The organism is Paraburkholderia oxyphila NBRC 105797, from assembly GCF_000685075.1.
GTDB lineage: Bacteria > Pseudomonadota > Gammaproteobacteria > Burkholderiales > Burkholderiaceae > Paraburkholderia > Paraburkholderia oxyphila.
The window spans coordinates 18,269-39,381 of sequence record NZ_BAYD01000067.1; the positions used below are offsets into that span (position 1 = coordinate 18,269).

The 21,113-nt window shown below is 58.7% G+C and carries 18 protein-coding genes; 10 read left to right on the top strand and 8 right to left on the bottom strand.

Annotation, left to right across the window (positions count from 1 at the left end):
• Window positions 1-21 precede the first annotated feature (21 nt).
• From ilvD to BO1_RS58230, 5 genes are all read left to right on the top strand, one after another.
• On the top strand, window positions 22-1,773 hold the full coding sequence (gene ilvD, locus BO1_RS32300) for a dihydroxy-acid dehydratase (protein ID WP_028221092.1): 1,752 nt from the start codon (window positions 22-24) through the stop codon (window positions 1,771-1,773).
• Window positions 1,770-2,663 carry an NAD(P)-dependent oxidoreductase gene (locus tag BO1_RS32305; protein ID WP_028221093.1) on the top strand — a complete coding sequence of 298 codons (894 nt, stop codon included), beginning with the start codon at window positions 1,770-1,772 and terminating at the stop codon, window positions 2,661-2,663. Before ilvD ends, BO1_RS32305 begins: the two co-directional genes overlap by 4 nt.
• A gap of 57 nt (window positions 2,664-2,720) precedes the next feature.
• Complete coding sequence (locus tag BO1_RS32310; RefSeq protein ID WP_028221094.1) at window positions 2,721-4,034, top strand: MFS transporter; 1,314 nt, start codon at window positions 2,721-2,723, stop codon at window positions 4,032-4,034.
• Between the two features lie 591 nt (window positions 4,035-4,625).
• Entirely contained in the window at window positions 4,626-5,324 is a 699-nt protein-coding gene (locus BO1_RS32320) for a glutathione S-transferase N-terminal domain-containing protein (RefSeq protein WP_028221096.1), read from the top strand.
• Between the two features lie 267 nt (window positions 5,325-5,591).
• Window positions 5,592-6,233 (top strand): DsbA family oxidoreductase, encoded by a 642-nt coding sequence (locus tag BO1_RS58230; RefSeq protein ID WP_028221097.1) that lies wholly within the window; start codon window positions 5,592-5,594, stop codon window positions 6,231-6,233.
• Window positions 6,234-6,451: 218 nt separating this feature from the next.
• On the opposite strand, the gene BO1_RS32330 is transcribed toward BO1_RS58230, so the two are convergent.
• On the bottom strand, window positions 6,452-7,615 hold the full coding sequence (locus BO1_RS32330) for an alpha/beta hydrolase (protein ID WP_043287490.1): 1,164 nt from the start codon (window positions 7,613-7,615) through the stop codon (window positions 6,452-6,454).
• Between the two features lie 591 nt (window positions 7,616-8,206).
• On the opposite strand from BO1_RS32330, the gene BO1_RS59645 reads away from it, so the two are divergent.
• From BO1_RS59645 to BO1_RS58240, 3 genes are all read left to right on the top strand, one after another.
• Window positions 8,207-8,545 (top strand): hypothetical protein, encoded by a 339-nt coding sequence (locus BO1_RS59645; RefSeq protein WP_156992512.1) that lies wholly within the window; start codon window positions 8,207-8,209, stop codon window positions 8,543-8,545.
• Window positions 8,505-8,777: a hypothetical protein gene (locus BO1_RS61435; RefSeq protein WP_084688339.1), complete on the top strand. Its 273-nt coding sequence runs from the start codon at window positions 8,505-8,507 to the stop codon at window positions 8,775-8,777. Before BO1_RS59645 ends, BO1_RS61435 begins: the two co-directional genes overlap by 41 nt.
• 157 nt (window positions 8,778-8,934) lie before the next feature.
• The gene (locus BO1_RS58240; RefSeq protein WP_084688351.1) at window positions 8,935-9,207 is read left to right on the top strand and encodes a hypothetical protein; all 273 of its coding nucleotides are present in this window, start codon (window positions 8,935-8,937) and stop codon (window positions 9,205-9,207) included.
• Between the two features lie 7 nt (window positions 9,208-9,214).
• Here the strand turns inward: BO1_RS58240 and BO1_RS58245 are convergent, their stop codons facing one another.
• From BO1_RS58245 to mdlC, 6 genes are all read right to left on the bottom strand, one after another.
• Entirely contained in the window at window positions 9,215-10,081 is an 867-nt protein-coding gene (locus BO1_RS58245; RefSeq protein ID WP_245643964.1) for an alpha/beta hydrolase, read from the bottom strand.
• 243 nt (window positions 10,082-10,324) lie between these two features.
• Entirely contained in the window at window positions 10,325-11,788 is a 1,464-nt protein-coding gene (locus BO1_RS32345; protein ID WP_028221099.1) for a benzaldehyde dehydrogenase, read from the bottom strand.
• 48 nt (window positions 11,789-11,836) lie between these two features.
• Complete coding sequence (locus BO1_RS32350) at window positions 11,837-13,192, bottom strand: MFS transporter (protein ID WP_028221100.1); 1,356 nt, start codon at window positions 13,190-13,192, stop codon at window positions 11,837-11,839.
• A 116-nt stretch (window positions 13,193-13,308) separates the two neighbouring features.
• Window positions 13,309-14,388, bottom strand: coding sequence for an enolase C-terminal domain-like protein (locus tag BO1_RS32355; protein ID WP_028221101.1), 1,080 nt, complete (start codon window positions 14,386-14,388; stop codon window positions 13,309-13,311).
• Entirely contained in the window at window positions 14,385-15,572 is a 1,188-nt protein-coding gene (locus tag BO1_RS32360; RefSeq protein ID WP_028221102.1) for an alpha-hydroxy-acid oxidizing protein, read from the bottom strand. Before BO1_RS32360 ends, BO1_RS32355 begins: the two co-directional genes overlap by 4 nt.
• A gap of 12 nt (window positions 15,573-15,584) precedes the next feature.
• Window positions 15,585-17,165, bottom strand: a complete 1,581-nt coding sequence (gene mdlC, locus BO1_RS32365; protein ID WP_028221103.1) for a benzoylformate decarboxylase — start codon at window positions 17,163-17,165, stop codon at window positions 15,585-15,587.
• A 103-nt stretch (window positions 17,166-17,268) separates the two neighbouring features.
• Here mdlC and BO1_RS32370 point away from each other — a divergent pair, with 103 nt between their 5' ends.
• Both BO1_RS32370 and BO1_RS32375 read left to right on the top strand, forming a co-directional pair.
• Window positions 17,269-18,165 carry a LysR family transcriptional regulator gene (locus BO1_RS32370; protein ID WP_028221104.1) on the top strand — a complete coding sequence of 299 codons (897 nt, stop codon included), beginning with the start codon at window positions 17,269-17,271 and terminating at the stop codon, window positions 18,163-18,165.
• Window positions 18,166-18,302: 137 nt separating this feature from the next.
• Window positions 18,303-19,295, top strand: coding sequence for an alpha/beta fold hydrolase (locus BO1_RS32375; RefSeq protein WP_084688343.1), 993 nt, complete (start codon window positions 18,303-18,305; stop codon window positions 19,293-19,295).
• A 34-nt stretch (window positions 19,296-19,329) separates the two neighbouring features.
• On the opposite strand, the gene BO1_RS53680 is transcribed toward BO1_RS32375, so the two are convergent.
• Window positions 19,330-20,607, bottom strand: coding sequence for an MFS transporter (locus tag BO1_RS53680; protein WP_084688345.1), 1,278 nt, complete (start codon window positions 20,605-20,607; stop codon window positions 19,330-19,332).
• Between the last annotated feature and the right edge of the window lie 506 nt (window positions 20,608-21,113).

Below are 21,113 nucleotides of genomic sequence, written 5' to 3' on the forward strand. Positions count from 1 at the left end.
TTCAGACAAAGGGAGCCCATCATGGCCGATTTGCACAAGCATCGTTCGCGCGCCATCGTTGACGGCGTGACGCGAGCGCCACATCGCGCTTTTCTGCGCGCCACCGGCATGGACGAAGCATCCATGCAAAAGTCATTCGTGGCGATCGTTGACACGTTCGGTGAGAACTCACCGTGCTCGATGTCGTTGAACCAGGTTTCGGACAACGTGCGGCTCGGTGTGGCCGCCGGTGGCGGGGTGCCGATCCGCGGCTCCGCAATTTCAGTCACCGACGGAACGTCGATGAATCATTCCGGCATGCGCATGAGTCTGGTTTCGCGCGAGATCGTCGCGGATAGCGTCGAGGTGTTCGTGCGCGCGCATGGATATGACGCGCTCGTTGGCGTGGCCGGTTGCGACAAATCGCTACCGGGCATTCTGATGGGGATGGTGCGCGTCAATCTCCCCGGCGTGTTTCTATTCGGCGGCGCGATGCTGCCGGGTGTCGCGCCCGGGCGGATTCCCGGCGACGCAGCATCGCCGCAGCAGGCGACGATTCTCACTACGATCGAGGCGGTGGGCACGACGCAGCGAGGCGGCATGTCGCGCGAGACGCTCGATGCCATTGAGCGGCAATGCACGCCAAGCGTGGGCGCCTGCCCCGGGCAGTTTACGGCAAACACGATGGCGATGGTCGCCGAGGCGCTCGGGCTCGCTCCGCTCGGATCGGCGATGGTGCCGGCGGTTTACAGCGAGCGCCTGGCGATTGCGCGGCGCGCGGGCGAGACCGTCATGCGCATGCTGCACGCGGGCGGGCCGCTGCCGCGCGATCTCGTCACGCGCAAGAGCCTCGAGAATGCATGTGCGGCAGTGGCGGCCACGGGCGGTTCGACCAACGCCGCGCTGCACATCCCAGCGATTGCCCACGAAGCGGGCCTGCGCTTCACGCTCGACGACGTTCAGCGCGTGTTCGAGCGGACTCCGCTGATCGGCGATCTGCAGCCGGGCGGACGCTATCTCGCGCAGGACCTGCATCATGCCGGAGGCGTGCCCGCCGTGCTCAACGCGCTGTTGGCAGGCGGCCATTTGCACGGCGAGGTCCTGACGCTCGAGGGCGTATCGCTCGAAGAGGCGCTGCGCGGCTTCGGCGGCCCCGATGGGACGGTAGTGCGCGGTTGCGACGAACCGCTCAGCAATAGCGGCGGCCTCGTCATTCTGCGCGGCAACCTCGCGCCGGACGGCGCCTGCCTGAAGACGGCCGGGCTCAAGTCTCTGGTGTTCTCGGGCACCGCGCGCGTCTTCGAATCCGAGGAGGACTGTATGGCGGTGGTAGCGCGGCACGCATATAAGGCCGGCGAGGTGCTTGTGATCCGCAACGAGGGGCCGAAGGGCGGACCGGGCATGCGCGAGATGCTGAGCGTGACGGCCGCCATCTACGGTCAAGGGATGGGTGAGAAAGTCGCGCTGCTCACGGACGGCCGGTTCTCTGGCGCCACGCGCGGCATGTGCGTTGGCTATGTCGGTCCGGAAGCTGCAGCTGGCGGGCCGATCGCGTTGCTGCGGGATGGTGATCATATTCAAATCGACGCACGCGCAGGCACCTTGCGGGTCGAACTCTCCGACGAGGAACTGGCGCGGCGCCGCGCGGCCGCCGTGCCGTTCGCGCGTGGGCGCCTGGGCGGCGTTCTCGAAAAATATCAGGCGCTGGTGCAACCCGCGCACCTCGGGGCGGTCACGCACTCGGGCGGTGTCCCTTGGCCCTACGAGGCGCCCACGCCGGGGGACGCGGCATGAAACCGATGCGGGTGGGTTTCTGCGGGCTGGGGCTGATGGGCGTACCTATGGCGCGCCGCCTGCTCGGGGCCGGCGTGGCGCTGCGCGTCTGGAACCGGTCGCCGAACAAGGCGTGGACGCTGGCGGCAGCGTCTCGGGCGAACTGTACGGTCTGTTCGACGCCAGCCGAGGTGGCACGGCAGGCGGACCTCATTGTGCTGTGCCTGACCGACGGCGCGGCGGTTGACGCAGTCACCTTCGGCGCAGAGGGGCTGGCGGTGGGCGCAGGCACGGCGGGCGCAGCGCCGCTCATCGTCGATCATTCGAGCGTGGCGCCGTCGTTGACGCGGACCCTGGCGGTGCGCTGGCACGCGGCAACCGGTGGCGCGTGGGTCGATGCTCCGGTGTCCGGGGGAACCTCTGGCGCGGCGGCCGGCACGCTGGCGATCATGGCCGGCGGCAACGAAGACGCCGTTAAGTCGATCGAACCGCTAGCCGCTCACTACGCCGCGCGCGTCACCCGCATGGGCGATATCGGCACGGGGCAGGCGACGAAGCTTGCCAACCAGACGATAGTCGCGACCGCGATCGCCGCGCTTGCGGAAGCGACGCTGCTGGCGCGGCGCGCGGGCATAGACGCGGGGCGGATACCGGAGGCGCTGCGGGGCGGCTGGGCTGACTCGGTGCTGCTGCAAACGGTGCAGCCGCGCATGCTGGCACCAGTCGCGCAGGCAACGGGAACGATCCGCACGATGCTCAAGGATTTCGACGCGATTCAGGCGCTGGCGCACGAAACGGGCGCGCCCTTGCCGCTTGCCGGCCTCGTGCGGCAATGGTTGGCGCGCGCGGTCGAAGCCGGCTACGGCGATGCGGATATTTCGCAGATCGTGCAAGTCCCCATGAGCGGCTAACCGATGCGTCCGTGCACTCATTGATGACGCCCGCAACCTGATCGACGGAAATCAAAAATGGACACTGCCGAACTTGCCGTCGTCGACGGCACACGGGCACAGAAACGTGTATTGGCCGCGACCCTGGTCGGCACCACGATCGAGTGGTATGACTTCTTTGTCTACGCGCAGGCCGCCGGCCTGGTATTCGGGCCAGCTTTCTTCGCGCCAGTCGAGAAGCATAGTCCCGGACTCGCGCAGATCCTGTCATTCGCTTCCATCGGAATCTCGTTCCTGTTCCGCCCTCTTGGCGCGGCCATCTGCGGGCATTTGGGCGACCGCTTCGGCAGGCGCATCGTCCTGGTCTTCACGTTAATAATGATGGGCGCCGCGACCGCGTTGATCGGCGTGCTGCCGACCTACGCGCAGATCGGTCCGTGGGCCCCGATGCTGCTGATCGCACTGCGCATTTTGCAAGGCTTCTCGGCCGGTGGCGAATGGGGGGGCGCGGCGCTGATGTCGGTCGAGCACGCTCCCAGGCAAAAGCGCAGTCTATTCGGTGCCGCGCCGCAGATCGGTACACCGCTAGGCATGATCATTTCTACCGGCGTGCTATGGGTCCTCACCGAGACGCTTGGCAAGCAGGCGATGGCCGCATGGGGCTGGCGGCTACCGTTCCTGCTCTCCATCGCGCTGATCTTTATCGGCGCGATCGTTCGCCGCACTCTCGAAGAGTCGCCCGTGTACGAGGCGATGCGGGCGCGCCACAGGCAATCTTCCGCGCCGCTCGGCGAGCTGATGCGCAGCCACGGCGGCCAGGTCCTCAGCGCGGCGCTGATTTTCATGGCCAACAACGCGGTGGGTTACGTCGTGATCGCCTTTTTTATCAGCTATGGCCAAAAGGCGCTTCATATATCGCCGGGCACCATGCTGCTGATCGGTACGCTGTCGGCGGGCGGCTGGTTTGTATTTACGCTACTTGGTGGTTGGTTGGGCGACCGGCTGGGCCGCGTGCCGACGTTTCAGGTGGGATACGGGCTGATGGCAGCGTGGACTGTTCCGATGTGGTTCCTGATCGATACGGGAAATCCGGCGCTCTTCCTGCTCGCAGCGCTCGTGCTGACCGCCGCGCTTGGCTTGTCGTACGGGCCGCAAGCGGCGTTGTACGCTGAAATGTTTCCGGCCCGGGTGCGCTATTCGGGCGTGTCGGTCGGGTACGCTCTCGGAGCGATCCTCGGCGGCGCTTTCGCACCGGCGATCGCGCAATGGTTGATCACCAGCATCGGCAAGTCGTGGACGATCGGCGTCTATCTGGCGGGACTGTCGGTCATCTCCCTGATCGCGGTCTCGCTGGTGAAACACACGACGGGTATCGATCTCGACGCCGCGTAGCGTTGCACCCTTACGTGGTTCCGCTCCGCACGCAAGGGGATGTGTGGCGTAGGGGTGGCGCATCCGGTGCAGGCTCACGCAACTCAGCTTGTCGGCCAGCTGCGGATGGTCATCTGCGACCTGATCTGCATACGTTTTAGAGACGCATCGCAGTGCCACGGGGGCAGCAATCGGACAGCCGCCGCGAGCGTCGCGATTGCGGACCACAGCCAGGTTAAAGAATCCTGGTCGGACACCTGAGAGTATGGCATTGCGTGCGTCCAACCGATGCACGGTGGTCGCGATCATTCAATCGACCTTCTATCGCGGTACAAGCCAAGAGCGACCATTCGTCACCGGAATAGCTGCTATTCCGGCTGCATCTCTACCTCGGTGCCTGGTGCGGCGGTCTAATACATCCTATGCGGCCTTGTGCTCTGGACTGCGTTTGTGTCAACGAAGGGCCTGCATTCGCGAGTTTGATGGGGGGCCGACCGCGCAGCAGATCGAGCCACGGGTGCCGCAACACGTATTCAACGAGATCGACGACGCGTACCGCGTGTCGTGGTGACAGGCCGTCCCGACTCGATGCGGGGCTTGCCGGGAGCTGACATGCTTGACCTCTATTACTGGACGACGCCTAATGGTCACAAAGTGACCATGTTTCTTGAAGAGGCGGAACTGCCCTACCGGATCGTTCCGGTCAATATCAGCCGCGGCGAGCAGTTCGCGCCGGAGTTTCTGCGGATCGCGCCCAACAACCGGATCCCGGCGCTCATCGACCACGCGCCAGCCGAGGGAAGCGCGCCGCTCGCACTATTTGAATCAGGCGCGATCCTGCTGTATCTCGCCGAGAAAGTCGGGCGTTTCATTGCCAACGATATTCGCGGGCGGAACATGACACTGCAATGGCTCTTCTGGCAAATGGGCGGACTCGGCCCGATGGCCGGACAGAACCACCACTTTGTGCAGTACGCTCCCGATCCCCTGCCCTACGCGATCGACCGGTACGTTCGGGAAACATCGAGGCTTTACGGTGTTCTTGACAAGCATCTTTCGGACGGTCGCGAATACATCGCGGACGCCTACTCGATCGCCGATATGGCGTGCTATCCGTGGATCGTGCCGCATGAGCGGCAACGACAGCGCCTTGAGGAGTTTCCTCATCTGGCCGCATGGTATGAGCGAACAGGCTCACGGCCGGCCACGATACGAGCTTATGCTCGTGCGCGTGAAATCAATATGGCGCCGACGGTCGACGCTCAGTCCCGGACCATTCTGTTTGGACAGGGCAGCCAGAAGGCAGCGTGATCGTTCGCGCGTCGCCCGCGTAGTTCGACATGTCGCGGCCGCAGATCTTGCGCATACCCAGACTGCCGAACTGGAGCAGGAGAAATCTCTCTGCCGGGCGCACGCAAAACGACGTTGAATTCCGGTCGGCGTCCGGAAAAATCGGCTTAAACCATAGCCTCTTGCGCACAGCGGTGATTACCCAAGCGGTGAGGTCCGGTCATTTGAGATGCTGAACCGCAGGTACTCTGCCGCTCGCACGTTTGATCATCTTTATAAGTCAGGTAAATGAAACGACTGCTCAGAATAGATTTCGTCTCAGATGTGGCGTGCCCATGGTGTGCTATCGCTTTATCTTCACTCGAACTGGCACTTTCGCATTTTGACGACACGGTCGATGTCGAATTGGTCATGCACCCGTTCGAGTTGAACCCTCACATGGTTGACGACGGCGAGCCTGTGATCGAGTACTTCGAAAGGAAATACGGCCGCACGGCGGAACAAGTAGCCCAGGTACAGGCAGAACTCCGCGAGCGAGGCGCGAAGGTGGGATTTACCTTTGGCCAGCGCTCCCGCGTGCATAACACTTTTGATGCGCACCGGCTCTTGCATTGGGCAGGAATTAAAGGCAAACAGGTAGCGCTCAAACGGGCACTACTTCAGGCGTATCATGGCGAAGACAAAGCGCCAGGCAACCGTGACGTTCTGGTCGAGGCTGCGGAATCTGTAGGCCTTAATGGTGCAGATGCTCGTGCTGTTTTGCAATGCAACGAGTACGCCCTTGAGGTACGTAAAAAAGAAGAAAAATATCAGGCGATGGGGATCAATTCGGTACCGTCAATCATCTTTGACGATCGGTATCTGGTAACTGGGGCGCGACCTGTTGAGTCTTTTGAACAAGCCATTAAAGAGATTCTGGCGGAACGTTAAACCAACCTCCAGGTCGCAACGAATCGTTGACTTGGAAAAGCCTTCAGACAACAGGGCTGGGCGGCAAGAATCCGCCGTTTGCTGTTCCGTATTGGGGAAGACCTACTCAGCGACGAACCGGTCGCGCGAACGCGGCGGAGTGGTCGAGCCTGCTGCTCATCTGGAAGTCAGATCGCGATAGACGTGGGCCTGGAGCGGCCCCATGCAGGCAAAGTCGCCTAGGTTTTTGGCGACGCCGCGTTGAGGAACTCGATAGCAATCTCACTTACTCGTTCGGGTGCCTCCTGTTGTACCCAATGACCAGCGTTTTTGATAATTTCGAATCTCTCAAGCCTCGAGCACGCACCTGCTCGCATCTTCTCCACAGCACCGGGCCTGCGGAACATGCCCCAATCGCTTTCTCCAGCTATGTAGCACGATGGAACGTCAATCGCTTTTCCAGAAAACAGTTCAAGCTCCGTTCTGCCAATTTCACCGGTATAGCATCTGAACCATTGCACTGCACCCTGAAAACTTGTGCGTTCGAACTCTTCACTATAAAACTTGAGCTCAGAATCAGTCAGCCATTTACAGCTTGCTATTTGATCCGTCGATGGCATATAGGGCGCCACCGTCTCCGGCATCGTCGCCTCCATGTCCATGTAGTAGTACGCGGGAACCTTAGCGAGCTCTTCTGCTGAAAACGCAGCAAGCGGTTGAGGCTTATTCTCCTTCCAGTCCGCGCTTTTAACGTGAAAGTATGCACGCAGGAAATCATGCAAACCCTGAGGACAGTTCATCATATCGTCATTTGCCCACCGAGACCCGAAATACACCTGATTGTCCTTGCGTGGACGCGGAAGCGACGCGAGATCTAAATAGATCTTCGATGACAAATTCCAACCCCCTGGGGACTCGTCAACCGTGTCGAATGGCAAATCCGGCGCACCGGCAAACGGAACACTCAACAGAACCAGCTTCCGGAAGAAATCGGGCCGAACCAACGTGCAGTATGACGCAATGACGGCGCCAAAATCATGTCCAATAACCCCGTCGACCTCACGAATCCCCATCGCCATAGACAAACCGAGCACGTCTCGCGCCATATTGTGCGTTCTGAACGCTGCAGGATTCTGATCGTAACTTCCTTTCCATCCCGTCGTCCTTCCGTACCCACGCTGATCAGGCGCAATCACGTGATACCCCGCAGCAGCGAGCGGCACCATGATTTTCCTCCAGCTATACGCGAGCTCGGGGAACCCATGCAGCAACATCAATACGGGTCGATTGTCATCCTCGAAGCCCGCTTCGAGCACATGGACCAACAACCCGTTGTGATTATTCACATAGCGCGACCGAATACCCGACGGCAATACAATTTCACTCAAGTTTTCTGACTTCATACCTGCGCTCCAATACAGATTGCTGGAACTGACACCGAGAGCCATTTGTGTTCCCGGCTACTCCGCAATGTAGCGTGTGGCCGTGGCACAAACCTATGTGGAATTATGGCGCTGAAGCCAAGACAAGCATGCTGGCATACCAGTGAAACACCGTGGAAGCCTGCTTTTGGAGATAACATCCATTCCTGACAGGAATAAATCCTGAAATACATCGCGATACGTGGTGAATCGATGCTGGATTTTGCGCGTACGCCGAATTTCCATAGATAGTTTCGTGCAGCATAGTCACGTCGCGCTGCCATACACGAAGCGTTTCTCAACCTTGCGTGTCTCTTGTTCTTCTGCGCCGCCATTCAGCGTGCCCAGGAGTCTTTGTAAAACCGTCTCCAGGGCGTCCATGTCTCACTGTTTCCTTGTCTCAGTTCGCCGGATTCGTGGCCACGAACGGCGGCGGGCGGAATAACAGCTATTCCGTACGAGACTAGCGTGACGTGATACGCGCGGTGGTCCAGATATTGAAGCGTGATAGATGGATCAGCGTCGCGCCGCGAACACCAGGAAAAGGTGAAATCACGCGCCTTGAGACAACCGATGAGCCGAAAGAGCTTTAAGTTTGCCTTTAAAGGGCTGAAAAATGCCATGAAACTGGCTGAACCTTGCAACCACGAAAGGCGGAAACGCGATGGGCAGTCCCGACGCATCTTCTTTCGAGTTCACTTGACAACGATGTTTCTGGCAACGATTCCCGATTGTTTGCGCACTGGGATTTCTCATTTCGGCCTGGACATCTGGATTTTTGATGTGGGTCTCGTAATCTTGCGTCAACGGTTGGTGTTGCATTTGGTTGCTATCCAAGCGGTTACCACCTCTTTTTATTTTGGAGCCCACTATGAAGATTCGTCTCGTACCCGTTTTTCTGATTGCGGTTAGTACCGTATTTGCTGCTCCTGCCTTCGCGAGCGGCTATGGACCGGCGCCATTCTACAACCCGGCAGTGGGTGCCCCGGCGTCGCAGCGAGGGCAGAACCTGCAAACTGTCGGGGCGGAGCGGGCTGACGCTACAGACGCGCAAAGCGGATACGGTGGCGTGGTCGCGGGAAAGCACGAGTCGGGTGGACGGATTTCCCGGGCTTGGCATGTGGACCCTTTTGGACGTCACTAAAGCCAGTTCTACCGGACGTCAGAGTCGGGTTGAGACGAATGGGCAGGATTTTGCGCCTTCGTGCGTAGTACCGGAGCGGGAAGTATTTGTAGACTGGAATCCAGATTTAGCGCTTCCCGACGGAAGTACCTTTGAACGATCTCTCGGAGATTAAATGATGAAAGCAAAGCTTGTTGTTTCCTTCCTCGTCGCAGTATCGGCGGTTGTTGCAGCACCGGCGTTCGCGAGCGGCTATGGACCGGCGCCATTTTACAACCCGGCGGTGGGTGCACCTGCGTCACAGCGAGGGCAGAATGTGCAAACTGTCGCCGCCGAGCGGGCTGAAGGTAGTGACGCGCAAAGCGCATACGGTGGCGTGACATCGGAAGTCCACGAGTCGGGTGGACGGGTGTCTCGGGCGTCGCATGTTGACCTGTTCTGGCATCACTGAAGTTTGGTCAGGTTTGGGGGCCGTCACCGATTGCGAGATTGAATCTCGCTCGCAATTGGGTCGCCCCGGAGGTTATGGCGTTCCGTCGCTCGCATAGCCGCCTTTGAAGGAACAGGATCACGTCTTCAATAAGCGGAGGATGAGACTTCAATTCGTAATGGACGACATCGCTATGACGCGCCGTTTCAACGGGAACCCCCGCCGCAGTCAGTTTTGCTGCGTAGGCTTCCACTTCCAGGCAGACCGGACCGGACGCGGCATAGGCCAGCAGCGCCGGCGGCAGGCCCCCGAGTCTTCGTGACTCGATGGGAGCTGTGTACGGATGCATCCGGAGGGCGACATCCGGAAGATAGGCGTGGAAATTGCGTGCGCACGCTTGTTGAGCTAGATCCTCGACATGACCATGCGCTGATGGGGCGCGGCGAGTGAGACTGGGATCGAGAAGCGGTTCGATGAGCACTTGCGCCTTAATATCATATTCGTTTCGATCCCGAGCAATCGCCGCAACACTCGCAGCGATGCTTCCACCGGCGTCGTGTCCCGCCACAGCGATACGCGTTGGATCTGCGCCGTAAGCGCGCGCGTGATTTGTAGCCCACGTCAGAGCGATGTAAGCATCTTCTGGTGCAGCGGGAAAGGGGAACCTTGGGGCTAGGGAATACTCTACAGATACCACCCAGGCCGGGACTTGCCGGGCGATATGCGACACGAGATTATCGGCTTCGTCGAGATCCCCCGCCGCGAACCCGCCGCCATGGAGATAGATCACTACCGGAAGCATCCGCTTCTCGCAAATCGGTCGATAGCTACGTAGCGTTAATGGTTTTACGTATCCACGGACTATCACGTCGCCAACTTTCAATTCAGGCTTCAACGGATGTTTTCCTACGTCAACGACACGACTGGTGCGCCAAGAGAGATTCTGTCTTCGTCCTAAAACGTAGACGCGCAAGAGGCATTCAACGTCATTCGCCAAGGGAAGAATCGTTATATGCGTCGATTGTACCCGCGTACTGCGATGCCCGTCGGTGCGCAATTCCCACTGATACCTTCTCGTGCGCGGGAACTGCCGATGCAAAGCCATCAAATTGCTTGCACCGGACAATTCCTCAAAGTATTAGAACGGGTAAGTGATTGGTGCGTGAAGAGCACTTATCCACTGCGTTTGTGTAAACTCGTGGAAGTTGGCTGCTCCCCCAAATCGGCTGCCGTTACCCGATGCGCCCATACCGCCGAAAGGTACATGGAACTCGTTGTTGACCGTCTGGTCATTGATGTGAACCATCCCAGACTTGATTCGCGATGACAGCGCCAACCCTCGTGCTAGCGAGCGGGTATGCACAGCGGCCGCGAGGCCAAACGGAGACCCGTTAGCCAGGTCGACTGCTTCGTCATCGGTGTCGAAGACGGTTATAGGAGCCACTGGTCCGAAGATCTCATCCTGGAACGCAGGCATGTCGGGGGTCACGCCGGACAGTACGGTTGGCTGATAGAACAGATTCGCATATTCGCCACCGGCGCGCAGCGTCGCGCCAGCCGCAACACTCCTACGTACAATGTCGTCGATCCTGTTCCGCTGCTTGTGGTTGATCAACGGCCCGAGATCGACCTGTTCCGTGTGGGGATTTCCAACCCGCAGGGTTTTCGCGCGCGCAGCCAATCTGGCAGCATACTGTTCAACCACAGAGCGATGTACAAGGTGGCGCCCTGTCTGCATGCAGATTTGTCCCTGGTGAAGGAACGATCCCCAAGCACCGCTCGAACTCGCCGCCTCGATGTCCGCATCGTCGAGGACGATGAGTGCGTTGTTGCCGCCGAGTTCGAGAGCGACCTTCTTCAGCATCTCCCCACAAATTCTCCCAATCGAGCGCCCAACGGCTGTTGAACCGGTAAACGAAATCATCCCTACTAGAGGATGACGAACCAGAGCGTCACCGGCTTCGGCGCCACCGGGTACGACGTGGAGAACACCCGCCGGCAATCCTGCGTCCTCGAAGACCTTCGCGAGCAGCAGGCCGCCCGCCACCGCGCTCTGGGGGTCTGGTTTGAGGACTACGGCGTTCCCGACGGCAAGCGCCGGTGCCACAGACCGTATCGCCAGGAGGAGCGGAAAGTTCCACGGTGCGATGACGCCGACCACACCGATGGGCACATGCCGACAAAGATTCATGCGGCCGGGCATTACAGACGGGTAGAAAGCACCGTCTGGTTGCATCAGCATGGCCGCTGCTGCGAGCAATTGCTCATACGTCGCGTGCAACTCCCACTGCGCTTTCGCTTGCGTCGAGCCGCACTCGCGAATATTCCATTCGTTGATTTCCGACCCTCGCTCCTTGAGCAGCCTGGCTGCTTCGCGCAATACCGCAGCGCGCTGGTCGAACGGTGTCGATGCCCATGCTGACTGGGCGCGTACTGCAGATTGTGCTGCTCGCTCTACGTCCTGAGCGTTCCCGAGTCCCACGTTGCCAAGGGTTTCTCCCGTTGACGGTTCGACAACCGGCGAAGACCCGCCTATCGCCGGTCTCCATCCGTCGGAGAAAATGCGGTTATCCCATTCCTCGTTTTGCTTGACGATATTCATGCTGTCCTCTTTTCGAATAGAGCCGTTCAGACGAAAAAGAAATGTTCTCTAATCCGGTTGCGTCACGGCCACGGCCACGTCGCTATTCACTGTCTTGCGTGTCTGTGTACTTGAAGTGAGCGCGATCGCCAATGCGGCAACGACGCCCGGAACGGCGAACACGACGAAGTTGACGTTTATGGGCAGATTCTGGCTGAACAGATACCCACCCAGCGCTGGGCCTGCGACGGCACCCAATCGGCCAGCAGCAGCAGCCCAGCCGACCCCTGTCGAGCGAATGCTCGCGGGATAGAACAAGGAGGCGAACGAATGCACGATGCACAAGGTGCCAATGGTGGTGGCTCCTGCAAGCATCAGCAAGATGTCGAGAACGATCGGAGTTTGCTTGTATCCAATCAAACTGATCGATGCAGCTGCAATACCGAAGAAGAGAATCAAAGTGCCTTTCCCGCCCCACCGGTCCGCAAGCCAGCCACTCAGGAGACCACCGATGACTGCACCAAAGTTCAGTGTAACCAGGAAGGTCAGGCTTGAGCCGAGTGTGTATCCATTGGCCGTCATCAGCTTCGGCAACCACGTACTCAGCCCATAGACCATCAGCATACACATGCCGAAGGCAATCCAGATCAGCAGCGTGTTCCGCCCGCGACCGTCTTCAAAAATGCGAAGCGCACGCGATTTGGCATGGTTTGTGGACGGTGCAGAACCCGTCGACGCCAACAATTCCGCAGTGCCGTTGTAGCCCGGAGCGAGTTTGCGCAGAAGGCGGTCTGCTTCCGCGAACATCCGGTTCGACAACAAAAAGGCAACCGACTCCGGGAGCCACCTGACCAGAATCGGCAATGCAAACAGAGGCAGCGCTGCGACGAAGAAGTTCGCACGCCAGCCGAAGGACGGCGTAATCATTTTGCTCGTCAGCGCGGCGACAATACCGCCGACCGAAAAGAAGCTCAACATGGCCGTAACCATAATGTTGCGCCTTGATCGGGGCGACATTTCGGTCATCAGTGCGACGATGTTCGGAATCATCCCGCCCAAGCCGATACCGGTAAAGAGCCGGCAGAAAATGAACTGGGTGGGGCTTTCGCAGAATCCGTTGGCCAGTCCTGCCAAGCCAATAACGACAAGGCAGGCGATAATCAACCTCCGTCGGCCGAAACGGTCGGCCGAACTTCCCAGTGTGAGCGCGCCTATCATCATGCCAAATAGTGCGCTGCTCCCGATGATCCCCGCCGTGACCGCGGACAGTTTCCATTCTGTCATCAGCGTGGGGAGCACGGAGCCGTAGACAACCAGGTCATAGCCATCGAAAAGCATAAGCATCGAGCCCCAGCAAAGAATCATCAGGTGGAACGAGTTGACGCGCGATTCCTCGACGACACTGTCGACGATGTTGATGCTCATGAATGTCTCCAAGATTATAAAAATTCGCCGCCTTTAAAGTAGCGTCTATAAATTAGTTATTCTAATTGAATTATTTATGTTCTGACTTGATTTGTATCTGCGCCAGCCATCCCTTATCAAACGATGTACCGCTCGATCTCTTGCTCTTTCCAGACGATGCCTGCGCCGGACACCTCGCCGAAGTGAGCCTGCCCGTCCTTGAACTTGAGCGTTGGTTCCAGGATGGGGCCGGCAAGGTCCATTCGCTCAAGCCAGTGGCAGGTAGGGCTGACAGACAGAAGATGGGCGCTAAACTCCTGGAAAATATGGCTAGAAATCGGCAAATGATTTTGCTCAGCAAGCGCGGACGCACGAATCCACCCGCTCACGCCGCCTATCTTCATCAGGTCGGGCATGCACAGGTCACTCGCACCGGCGGCGATTGCCAAAGCCATCTCATCAGGACTGAACCAGTTCTCGCCCATTTGGACGGGCACGTTCACAGCCTCACGAATCTTGGCGTGTCCTTGATAGTCCTGTTGCAACGTTGGCTCTTCGATCCATGACACGCCTTCTTGTTCAAGTGCATGGCCTCGGCGGATCGCCTCCGGGACGGTCAATCCCTGGTTGTAATCCACCAGTATATGAACATCCTCGCCGACCGCTTTCCGGATGCTGCGAACGACGTCGAGGTCGCCTTTCAGCGTCGGATATCCGATCTTGGTTTTGATAGCCGTGAACCCCTGCTCGGCTGAGCTCCTGGCACGCTCCGTCGCAAGGGCGACGCCGTCCATACTATGACTATCGTATGCACGGATAGGCCTTGCGACACCACCCAGAAGCTCTACGAGAGGTAGCCCGACAGCTTTCGCTTTCGCGTCCCAAACGGCCATATCAACACCGGCAGTCGCCATGCCGAACAGGCCAGCCTTTCCGAGCAACCTGAATCGTGACTGGAGTAACTGGTCGATATGGAACGGAGCGAGCGGCTCTCCGGCGATGACCACCGATAGTTCTTCCACCATGCGTTGTACCGGCTTCAAGGCCAGCGTCGTATAGGTGAAGAGATATGAATGTCCCACTACGCCTGCATTCGTCTGCAGATCAAGCAGCACCAAGGGCGAGGTAGCTACGGTACCAACCGCGGTTTTAACAGGATATTCTAGTGGTACGTTGACGGCTCGCGTGCGCAGCCCTGTGATAAGGACGTCGTTCATGCGTCTTCCTTGAGTTGGTTTGTGGCGCGGGGCGCAGTCGTGTCTCGGGTGTCAGCTGACCCGCTGCGCCAGAGATAGTCTTTCGAGAGCCTGGACACGGAAGGACAGCCGATTTGCGCGAGCGTTCTATCGATTTCGTCCCTCATGATTTCGAGGACAGCGTCCACCCCGTCCCCTCCTTTGGCCGCAAGCCCATAGAGCGTTGCACGACCGAGCAATACGGCGCTTGCCCCAAGCGCGAGCGCTTTCACGACATCAGAACCGCGGCGGATACCGCTATCCAGCAGCACCGGCGCCGATATTCGAGCAGTGGTCTCCTCGAGCGTTTCCAGAGGCGCTATAGCACTGTCGAGCTGACGACCGCCATGATTGGATAAAATTACGCCGTCTGCGCCGAGTTCGATACAGCGTGCAGCATCTGTGGGTCGGCTAAGCCCCTTGATCAGAAGCTTGTGGGGCCACAGACTCCGCAACCATCGAAGATCGTCAAAGGAAAAGCTCGCGTCCATCTGACGGCTCATAAGCGCGGCCTGCAATTCCGTGTCCTGTACCTGATCGCTCGCGAAATTCTCGAGCTTAGGCATGCCATGGCGCATCAGGTCGAAAGACCATCTGGGGTGAAGCGCACCATCGATGATGGTCCGGACGCTGTACTTCATGGGTAGCCCAAATCCATTCCGGAGATCACGTTCGCGCTTTCCGTTCACCCCCACGTCAGTAGTCAATATCAGTGTCGTATATCCGGAGTTCAGGGCACGTTTTACCAGCAATTCAGCGAGCTTTCGATGCACCACATAGAGCTGAAACCAAAGCTCGCCGTCGCTTGCCTTGGCGACCGCCTCGATCGAGGCGTTCGAGGCGGTAGACAAGGCAAACGGAATGCCGAACCTCGCGGCGGCGCGCGCAAGGACCAAGTCCCCCTTGGGCCAGAAAATTTCGTTCAGCCCCGTGGGGGCGATAACGACAGGCACGCGCTGGTGCTTGCCCAGCAAATTCGTGGAAATATCGCGCGCGCTGACATCGACGAGACGATGCGGCTGAAACCGCACGCTTTCGAATACCCGGCGGTTGTGTTGCAACCCGAACTCGTCCTCCGCGCCGCCCTCCAGATAATCAAATACCATCCGCGGGAGACGCCTTCGCGCCAGAGTGCGAAAGTCTTCGACATTGACCGGCTTAGTCATACACTTTCCCCCTTACGCCGCACGAGTCTCAACTTCGATGAGCATCGGCTTCCTGCTCGCGAGCGCACGGCGAAGTGCATCGACCAGTTCGTCGCTCGAGCCTGCGTGCACAGCGTCTACGCCGTAACCCTGAGCAAGCGCGCAGAAGTCCAGTCCCGGAACGTCGAGACCCGGTACTTTCTCGGCTTCCAGCACACCGGCAAACCAGCGCAGGGCGCCGTAGGTGCCGTTTTTCATGATGACGAAAATTGCCGGGATGTTGTATTGGGCCGCAGTCCAGAGCGCCTGAATTCCGTAGTTCGCGGAACCATCGCCGATAACGCCAATGACCTGGCGGTCGGGCTTTGCGAGCTGGATTCCCACAGCTGCCGGCAGAGCAAAGCCCAATCCCCCGGCGGCCGCAAAGTAATAGCTGCCTTGCCCGGTCATGCGAAGCCGTTGCCACAGGATGTTTGTCGTCGAAGTCGACTCATTTACGTAGATGGCGTCACGCGGAGCCATCTCGTCGAGAATGTCGAAGACGCGCTCTGGAGTCAAACGCCCCGGTTCCTCGGGCGCCGGCTCGGGCATTTGCCTCGCAGCGGGCATCGATCGCGACATGCTGGCCACCCTTTCGCCGAGCGTGCCGAGCGCGAGACGAATATCGGCCACAATGGCGTCGCCCATCGGAGCGCGGGTTGCCTCGTTGACGTCGCAGGTGATGGCTATGAGGCGGGCCCCCAACGGCAGGTACTCGCCGGGCTCGTACTGGTGGTACCGGAAAACCGGCGCACCGACGACGAGAATGAGATCGTGGCCTTTCAGGATTCGGCTGATGCTGGCGATGCCAGCAGGCAGCAATCCACGAAAGCATGGATGCGTGGTCGGGAACGAGCAGCGCGGCGCGGACGGCGCCATCCAGACTGGCATCGCGAGTTTTTCGGCGAGCTTCGCGGCGTGGCCATTCGCTTCGCTCGCGTCGACGTCCGGGCCGACGACCATCACTGGGTTGCTCGCGCCTTCCAGTGCTGCGACCAGCTTTGAGATCAGCGCCTCGGAGAGCGCACCTGCCGACTGCACGCTGCGCTTTGCCAAGTGCTCGACACCGGGGCCCGCTTGCCTACCCCAGTCGTCATAAGGCACCGAGACATAAACTGGCCCCGCGGCCGGCGATGTGGCCATGTGGATAGCGCGGCTCAAGGCAAGCGGCACATCTTGTGCGCTGCTCGGCTCGCAACTCCACTTCACGAGCGGCCGCGGCAGCGTAACGGAATCGACATTGGTCAGCAGCGCCTCGACGCCCATCATGGCACGCACTTGCTGCCCTGCCGTCACGACGAGCGGCGTGTGGGAGTTCCACGCATTGGCAAGAGCGCCCATCGCATTACCGGTACCAGCGGCGGAATGGAGATTGACGAAACCCGGGCGACCCGTCGCCTGTGCATAGCCGTCCGCCATTCCCAGAACGACGGCCTCCTGGAGGCCGAGGATGTACCGGAAGTCTTCCGGAAAGTTCTTGAGGAACGGCAACTCGTTCGAACCCGGGTTACCAAAGAACGTGGTGAGCCCCTGCTCACGCAGGATTTCGTAGCAAGCTTGGTGAACTGTGGTCATGAGGTTTTCCTGTCAACAGGAGGATGCTACGCAGTGGTATAAAATTAATCCAATCATCTATTTTTTGTTTCTAAAATAGACATCGTCTATATATGGAGACGTCGTGACCACTACCGACCTGAACCTCATTCGGACGTTCGTCGCCATCTACGAGACAGGGAGCGTGAGCGGCGCCGCCAGGCGTCTGAACATCACACAGCCATCGGTCAGCCATTCCCTAAGCCGATTGCGCGACCTGTTGCACGACCCGCTGTTCACGCGAAAGCGTGAAGGCATGATCCCGACGTTCAACGCCATGCAGCTTTTCCGTGCATTCAAAGGCGCTCTCGACGACATCGAAGCCGCCATATCGGCGACGCGCCGCTTCGACCCGACGCAGTCGACCCGGTGCTTTCGTCTCGCAATGTCTGATCTTGGCGAGCTCTATTTCCTGCCCTTCCTGGTTCGCGAGTTTCAGAATGTCGCTCCCTCCATCGCTCTCGAGGTTGTGCAACTGGACAGCGAAAGGATCTCTGAATGGCTCACCACAGGCAGTGTGGACGCAGCCGTGGGCAATCTACAGCTCGTGGGAGGACACGCTCGAAAGAGGACGCTCTTCACGGAGACCTATTCATGCTTGTTGAGCGCGTCGCATTCCTCGATTGGCGAGACGCTGAGTATCGAAGATTACGTCGCCGCGACTCATGTCGTCGTCGCTCCGTTCACCGGGCACCATCTAGTCGAGGACGTGATGACGGAGATGGGCCTCGAGCGGAAAATCGGCCTTCGCGTGCCGCACTTCACCAACCTCGTGGAAGTCATCGCGTCGACCGACATGGTTCTGACCCTTCCCACGCGCGTTGCACGTGCCTTCGTTAGCGATGGCAGGATGCGAGCCTTGCCTGTACCGTTCCCCATTCCGAGCTTCGATGTGAATCTCTACTGGCAGCCGCATACAGAAGACTCTTCCGCTCAGCAGTGGTTGTGCGACACGATATCCCGCACGCTCGGCAGCGTGTGAGCACGAAAAGGAGAATACCCAAGCTATGACCGCGGATGCATAACGGATATGAACATTGCGAATAGCGATTTATTTCCGTTTCGCCTTACAGGCGCACCTGCGTACTATGAACGTGTTGGTATTGGAGGGAACAAGCAATGACGCACGAAATCGACATCGAACGTCGCACCCTGCTCCGCACAATCACCGCGGCCTCCGGTATTGCCTTGACATCAGTAATCCTGCCGCAACATGCGATCGCTCAAGCTGCAGGCAAACCTGAAAACTTCAAAAAGGCTGACGTCAAGGTTGGCGACAACACGATCTTCATAAGGCGCTACGGTAAGGGATCCCCATTGCTGATGGTGCATGGCTTTCCTCGTACGAGCCTGATGTGGCGATATGTGGCCCCACAACTAGCGTCTGATCATACTGTGATTTGCGTGGACCTACGCGGCTATGGGCATAGTGGGATCCCCGCCTCGACCAGCGATCACTACCCTTATTCAAAACGGGCGATGGCAAATGAGTTAGTCGACGTCATGGAGACGCTTGGCTTTTCTAAATTTGACCTCGTCGGACATGACCGCGGTGGACGGGTCGCTTACCGCCTTGCCCTTGATCATCCGGAGCGGGTGCAACGCCTTGCCGTATTCGACGTCATCCCGATCTCCGAGGGATGGGGTCATGCCGATGCACAATTTGCGATGACATATTGGCCTTGGGTGCTGCTGTCACAGCGGGCGCCTCTTCCGGAACGGTATCTTTCCGGTGCTCCCAGCGCCGTTTTCGACGATCCGTTCGGCAAAGGCTCCTTCGGACCCGAAATCAAAGCGGAGTACGTCGAGACGTATCGTGATCCAGCCCGGGTCCACGCGATCTGCGAAGAATATCGAGCCGCGGCAAGTATAGATATCGAACACGACAACAAAGACCGAGAGGCGTCCCGGCGGATCACATGCCCGATGTTGCATCTGTGGGCTAGCGGCGGACCGCTCGATCGATTTTATGAGAAGGACGGCGGCTCATTGGGGATCTGGAGAAAGTGGGCCGTCAATGTGCAGGGGCAGTCGATAACGGGAGGGCACTTTTTCCCCGAAGAGAACCCTACCGAAACAACCCACATTCTTACTACGTTCCTGGCGACCTGACGCCGAAGGTTCCGGCGGAGCTGCTCAGAATGTCTTATCCTTTCATTCCCGGCTTGAGAAACGGCGCAAATGCCATCATCGCGAAACCAAAGATGAGCAAGCCCAGCATCGGAATGCCGAATCCACCGGTCAAGTCGCGCAAAATCCCGACGCCCAATGGCCCTGCAGCAGCAATCAGATAGGCAACCAGCATTGCAAATGCAGTCCAAGAGTTCGCTTCCTCCGCGCTATTTGTATTGTCAAGCGGCAATGTCATGCCCAATGTGAACGCGCCTCCCAGGCCCAGTGCGATCAAACCGACCCACAACACTGGCATGACGTTCGGGGCAAGCGCGATACCGGCCAATCCTCCGACGACCAGCGCCCCACACACCAGCAACCAACCGCGTCGGTCGTGACCTTTGCTCAACCAACCGATCACCGGGTTCGCGCAGGTAAAAACAATCATGAAGCTCGCCAGTACAAAACCCGCTTTCTTCGTGGACAGCCCTAACTCCTGATACATCGGAGCGATCCACGACACAAGTGCATAGAACAAAAAATTTACGCAAGCAAAAAACAACGCAATCATCCATGCGGTAAAGTTAGTGAACGGCAACCCCGGCTTGGGGCTCACTACCGGCTGCGTACCGCCATTTACATCGGAACTGCCGACCATACGCCAGCCAATGATGCCGACAATACTCAATAACCCCCAGATTCCCGCCGCAGTTCTCCATCCCCCAGGTAACACGTTCGCCAGCACACCTGTTGACGCCGCCGCGACCGCTCCACCCAACGATAACGCCGTCGCATAAATCCCCATCAATAGCGCCGATTTGGTGGGAAATCGCTCCTTGATCAAACCGCCAAACAGGGAGCCCGAGATTGCAATACCCGCCCCCACACCCCCTGTCGTAGCAAGCAAAGTTATCGTATTCGGTGCAAGCCCTCGAATAACGGTCGACGCCAAAAGTATGATAAGCGCCGACAAAAGAACACTGCTACGTCCGAAACGGCGTGCCAACCACGGAGTCGGCAGCGCCAATAGTCCCATCAACAGATCGGGTATTGCAGTCAACAACGACGCTGTCGCATGCGTCAGTCCAAAGCTTGCCTGTATCGCGGGCAGAATAGGCCCAATCGACACGATTCCAGGACGCAGATTGATCGCTACCAAAACGATCGCACCGGTCAGAATCCATTGCGGCCGATTTGCGGAAAAAGCCGCTCTCGACGAACCTTCAGGGCCAGCGCTACTTCCATCAAGTCGTCCCTGTCCATTTTGAGCCGCCGCTATCGCGTCTACTCGAGACCTGCCCACGCTTTCCATCTCTCAGTCCTTATTCCGGTAGTGCCACCGACTGGGACAAAGTATCAGGCAAAGGGAACGCCGAAGCCATCAAGCGCGAGTCATAGCAGCTATGTGGCCCAACCGCGGAGCAATCTTTCATCATACCTTCGCCGCAGGCCCGGTCACCGACAGCTTAACCGGGAGTTCGCGAATCCGTTGGCAGCACCGGAATGCGCAAGCCGTTTAATGTCAGGACTCGATATGGGCACCTCCCGCTTTGCGTCTACGTGCTGCATTCCGGCGCACGTTGTGCGAACACATCCTTGTCCTTGGGGTACAGGTTACTCGCGCGCGCATACCAGATATGTATAGAAAGCATGTGCATTTTCGAACAATTGATTGACCGTCCGCGTTACGGTTTCGGGCGCTGCGCACTAACAGTCATAGCTGCCATTCTTGTTAGCGAACGAACGACGATTGTGCAACCATCCGTCATCGCGAAACATGCCATGGATAAGACTGCACGGAGCCACTACACTGTCGCT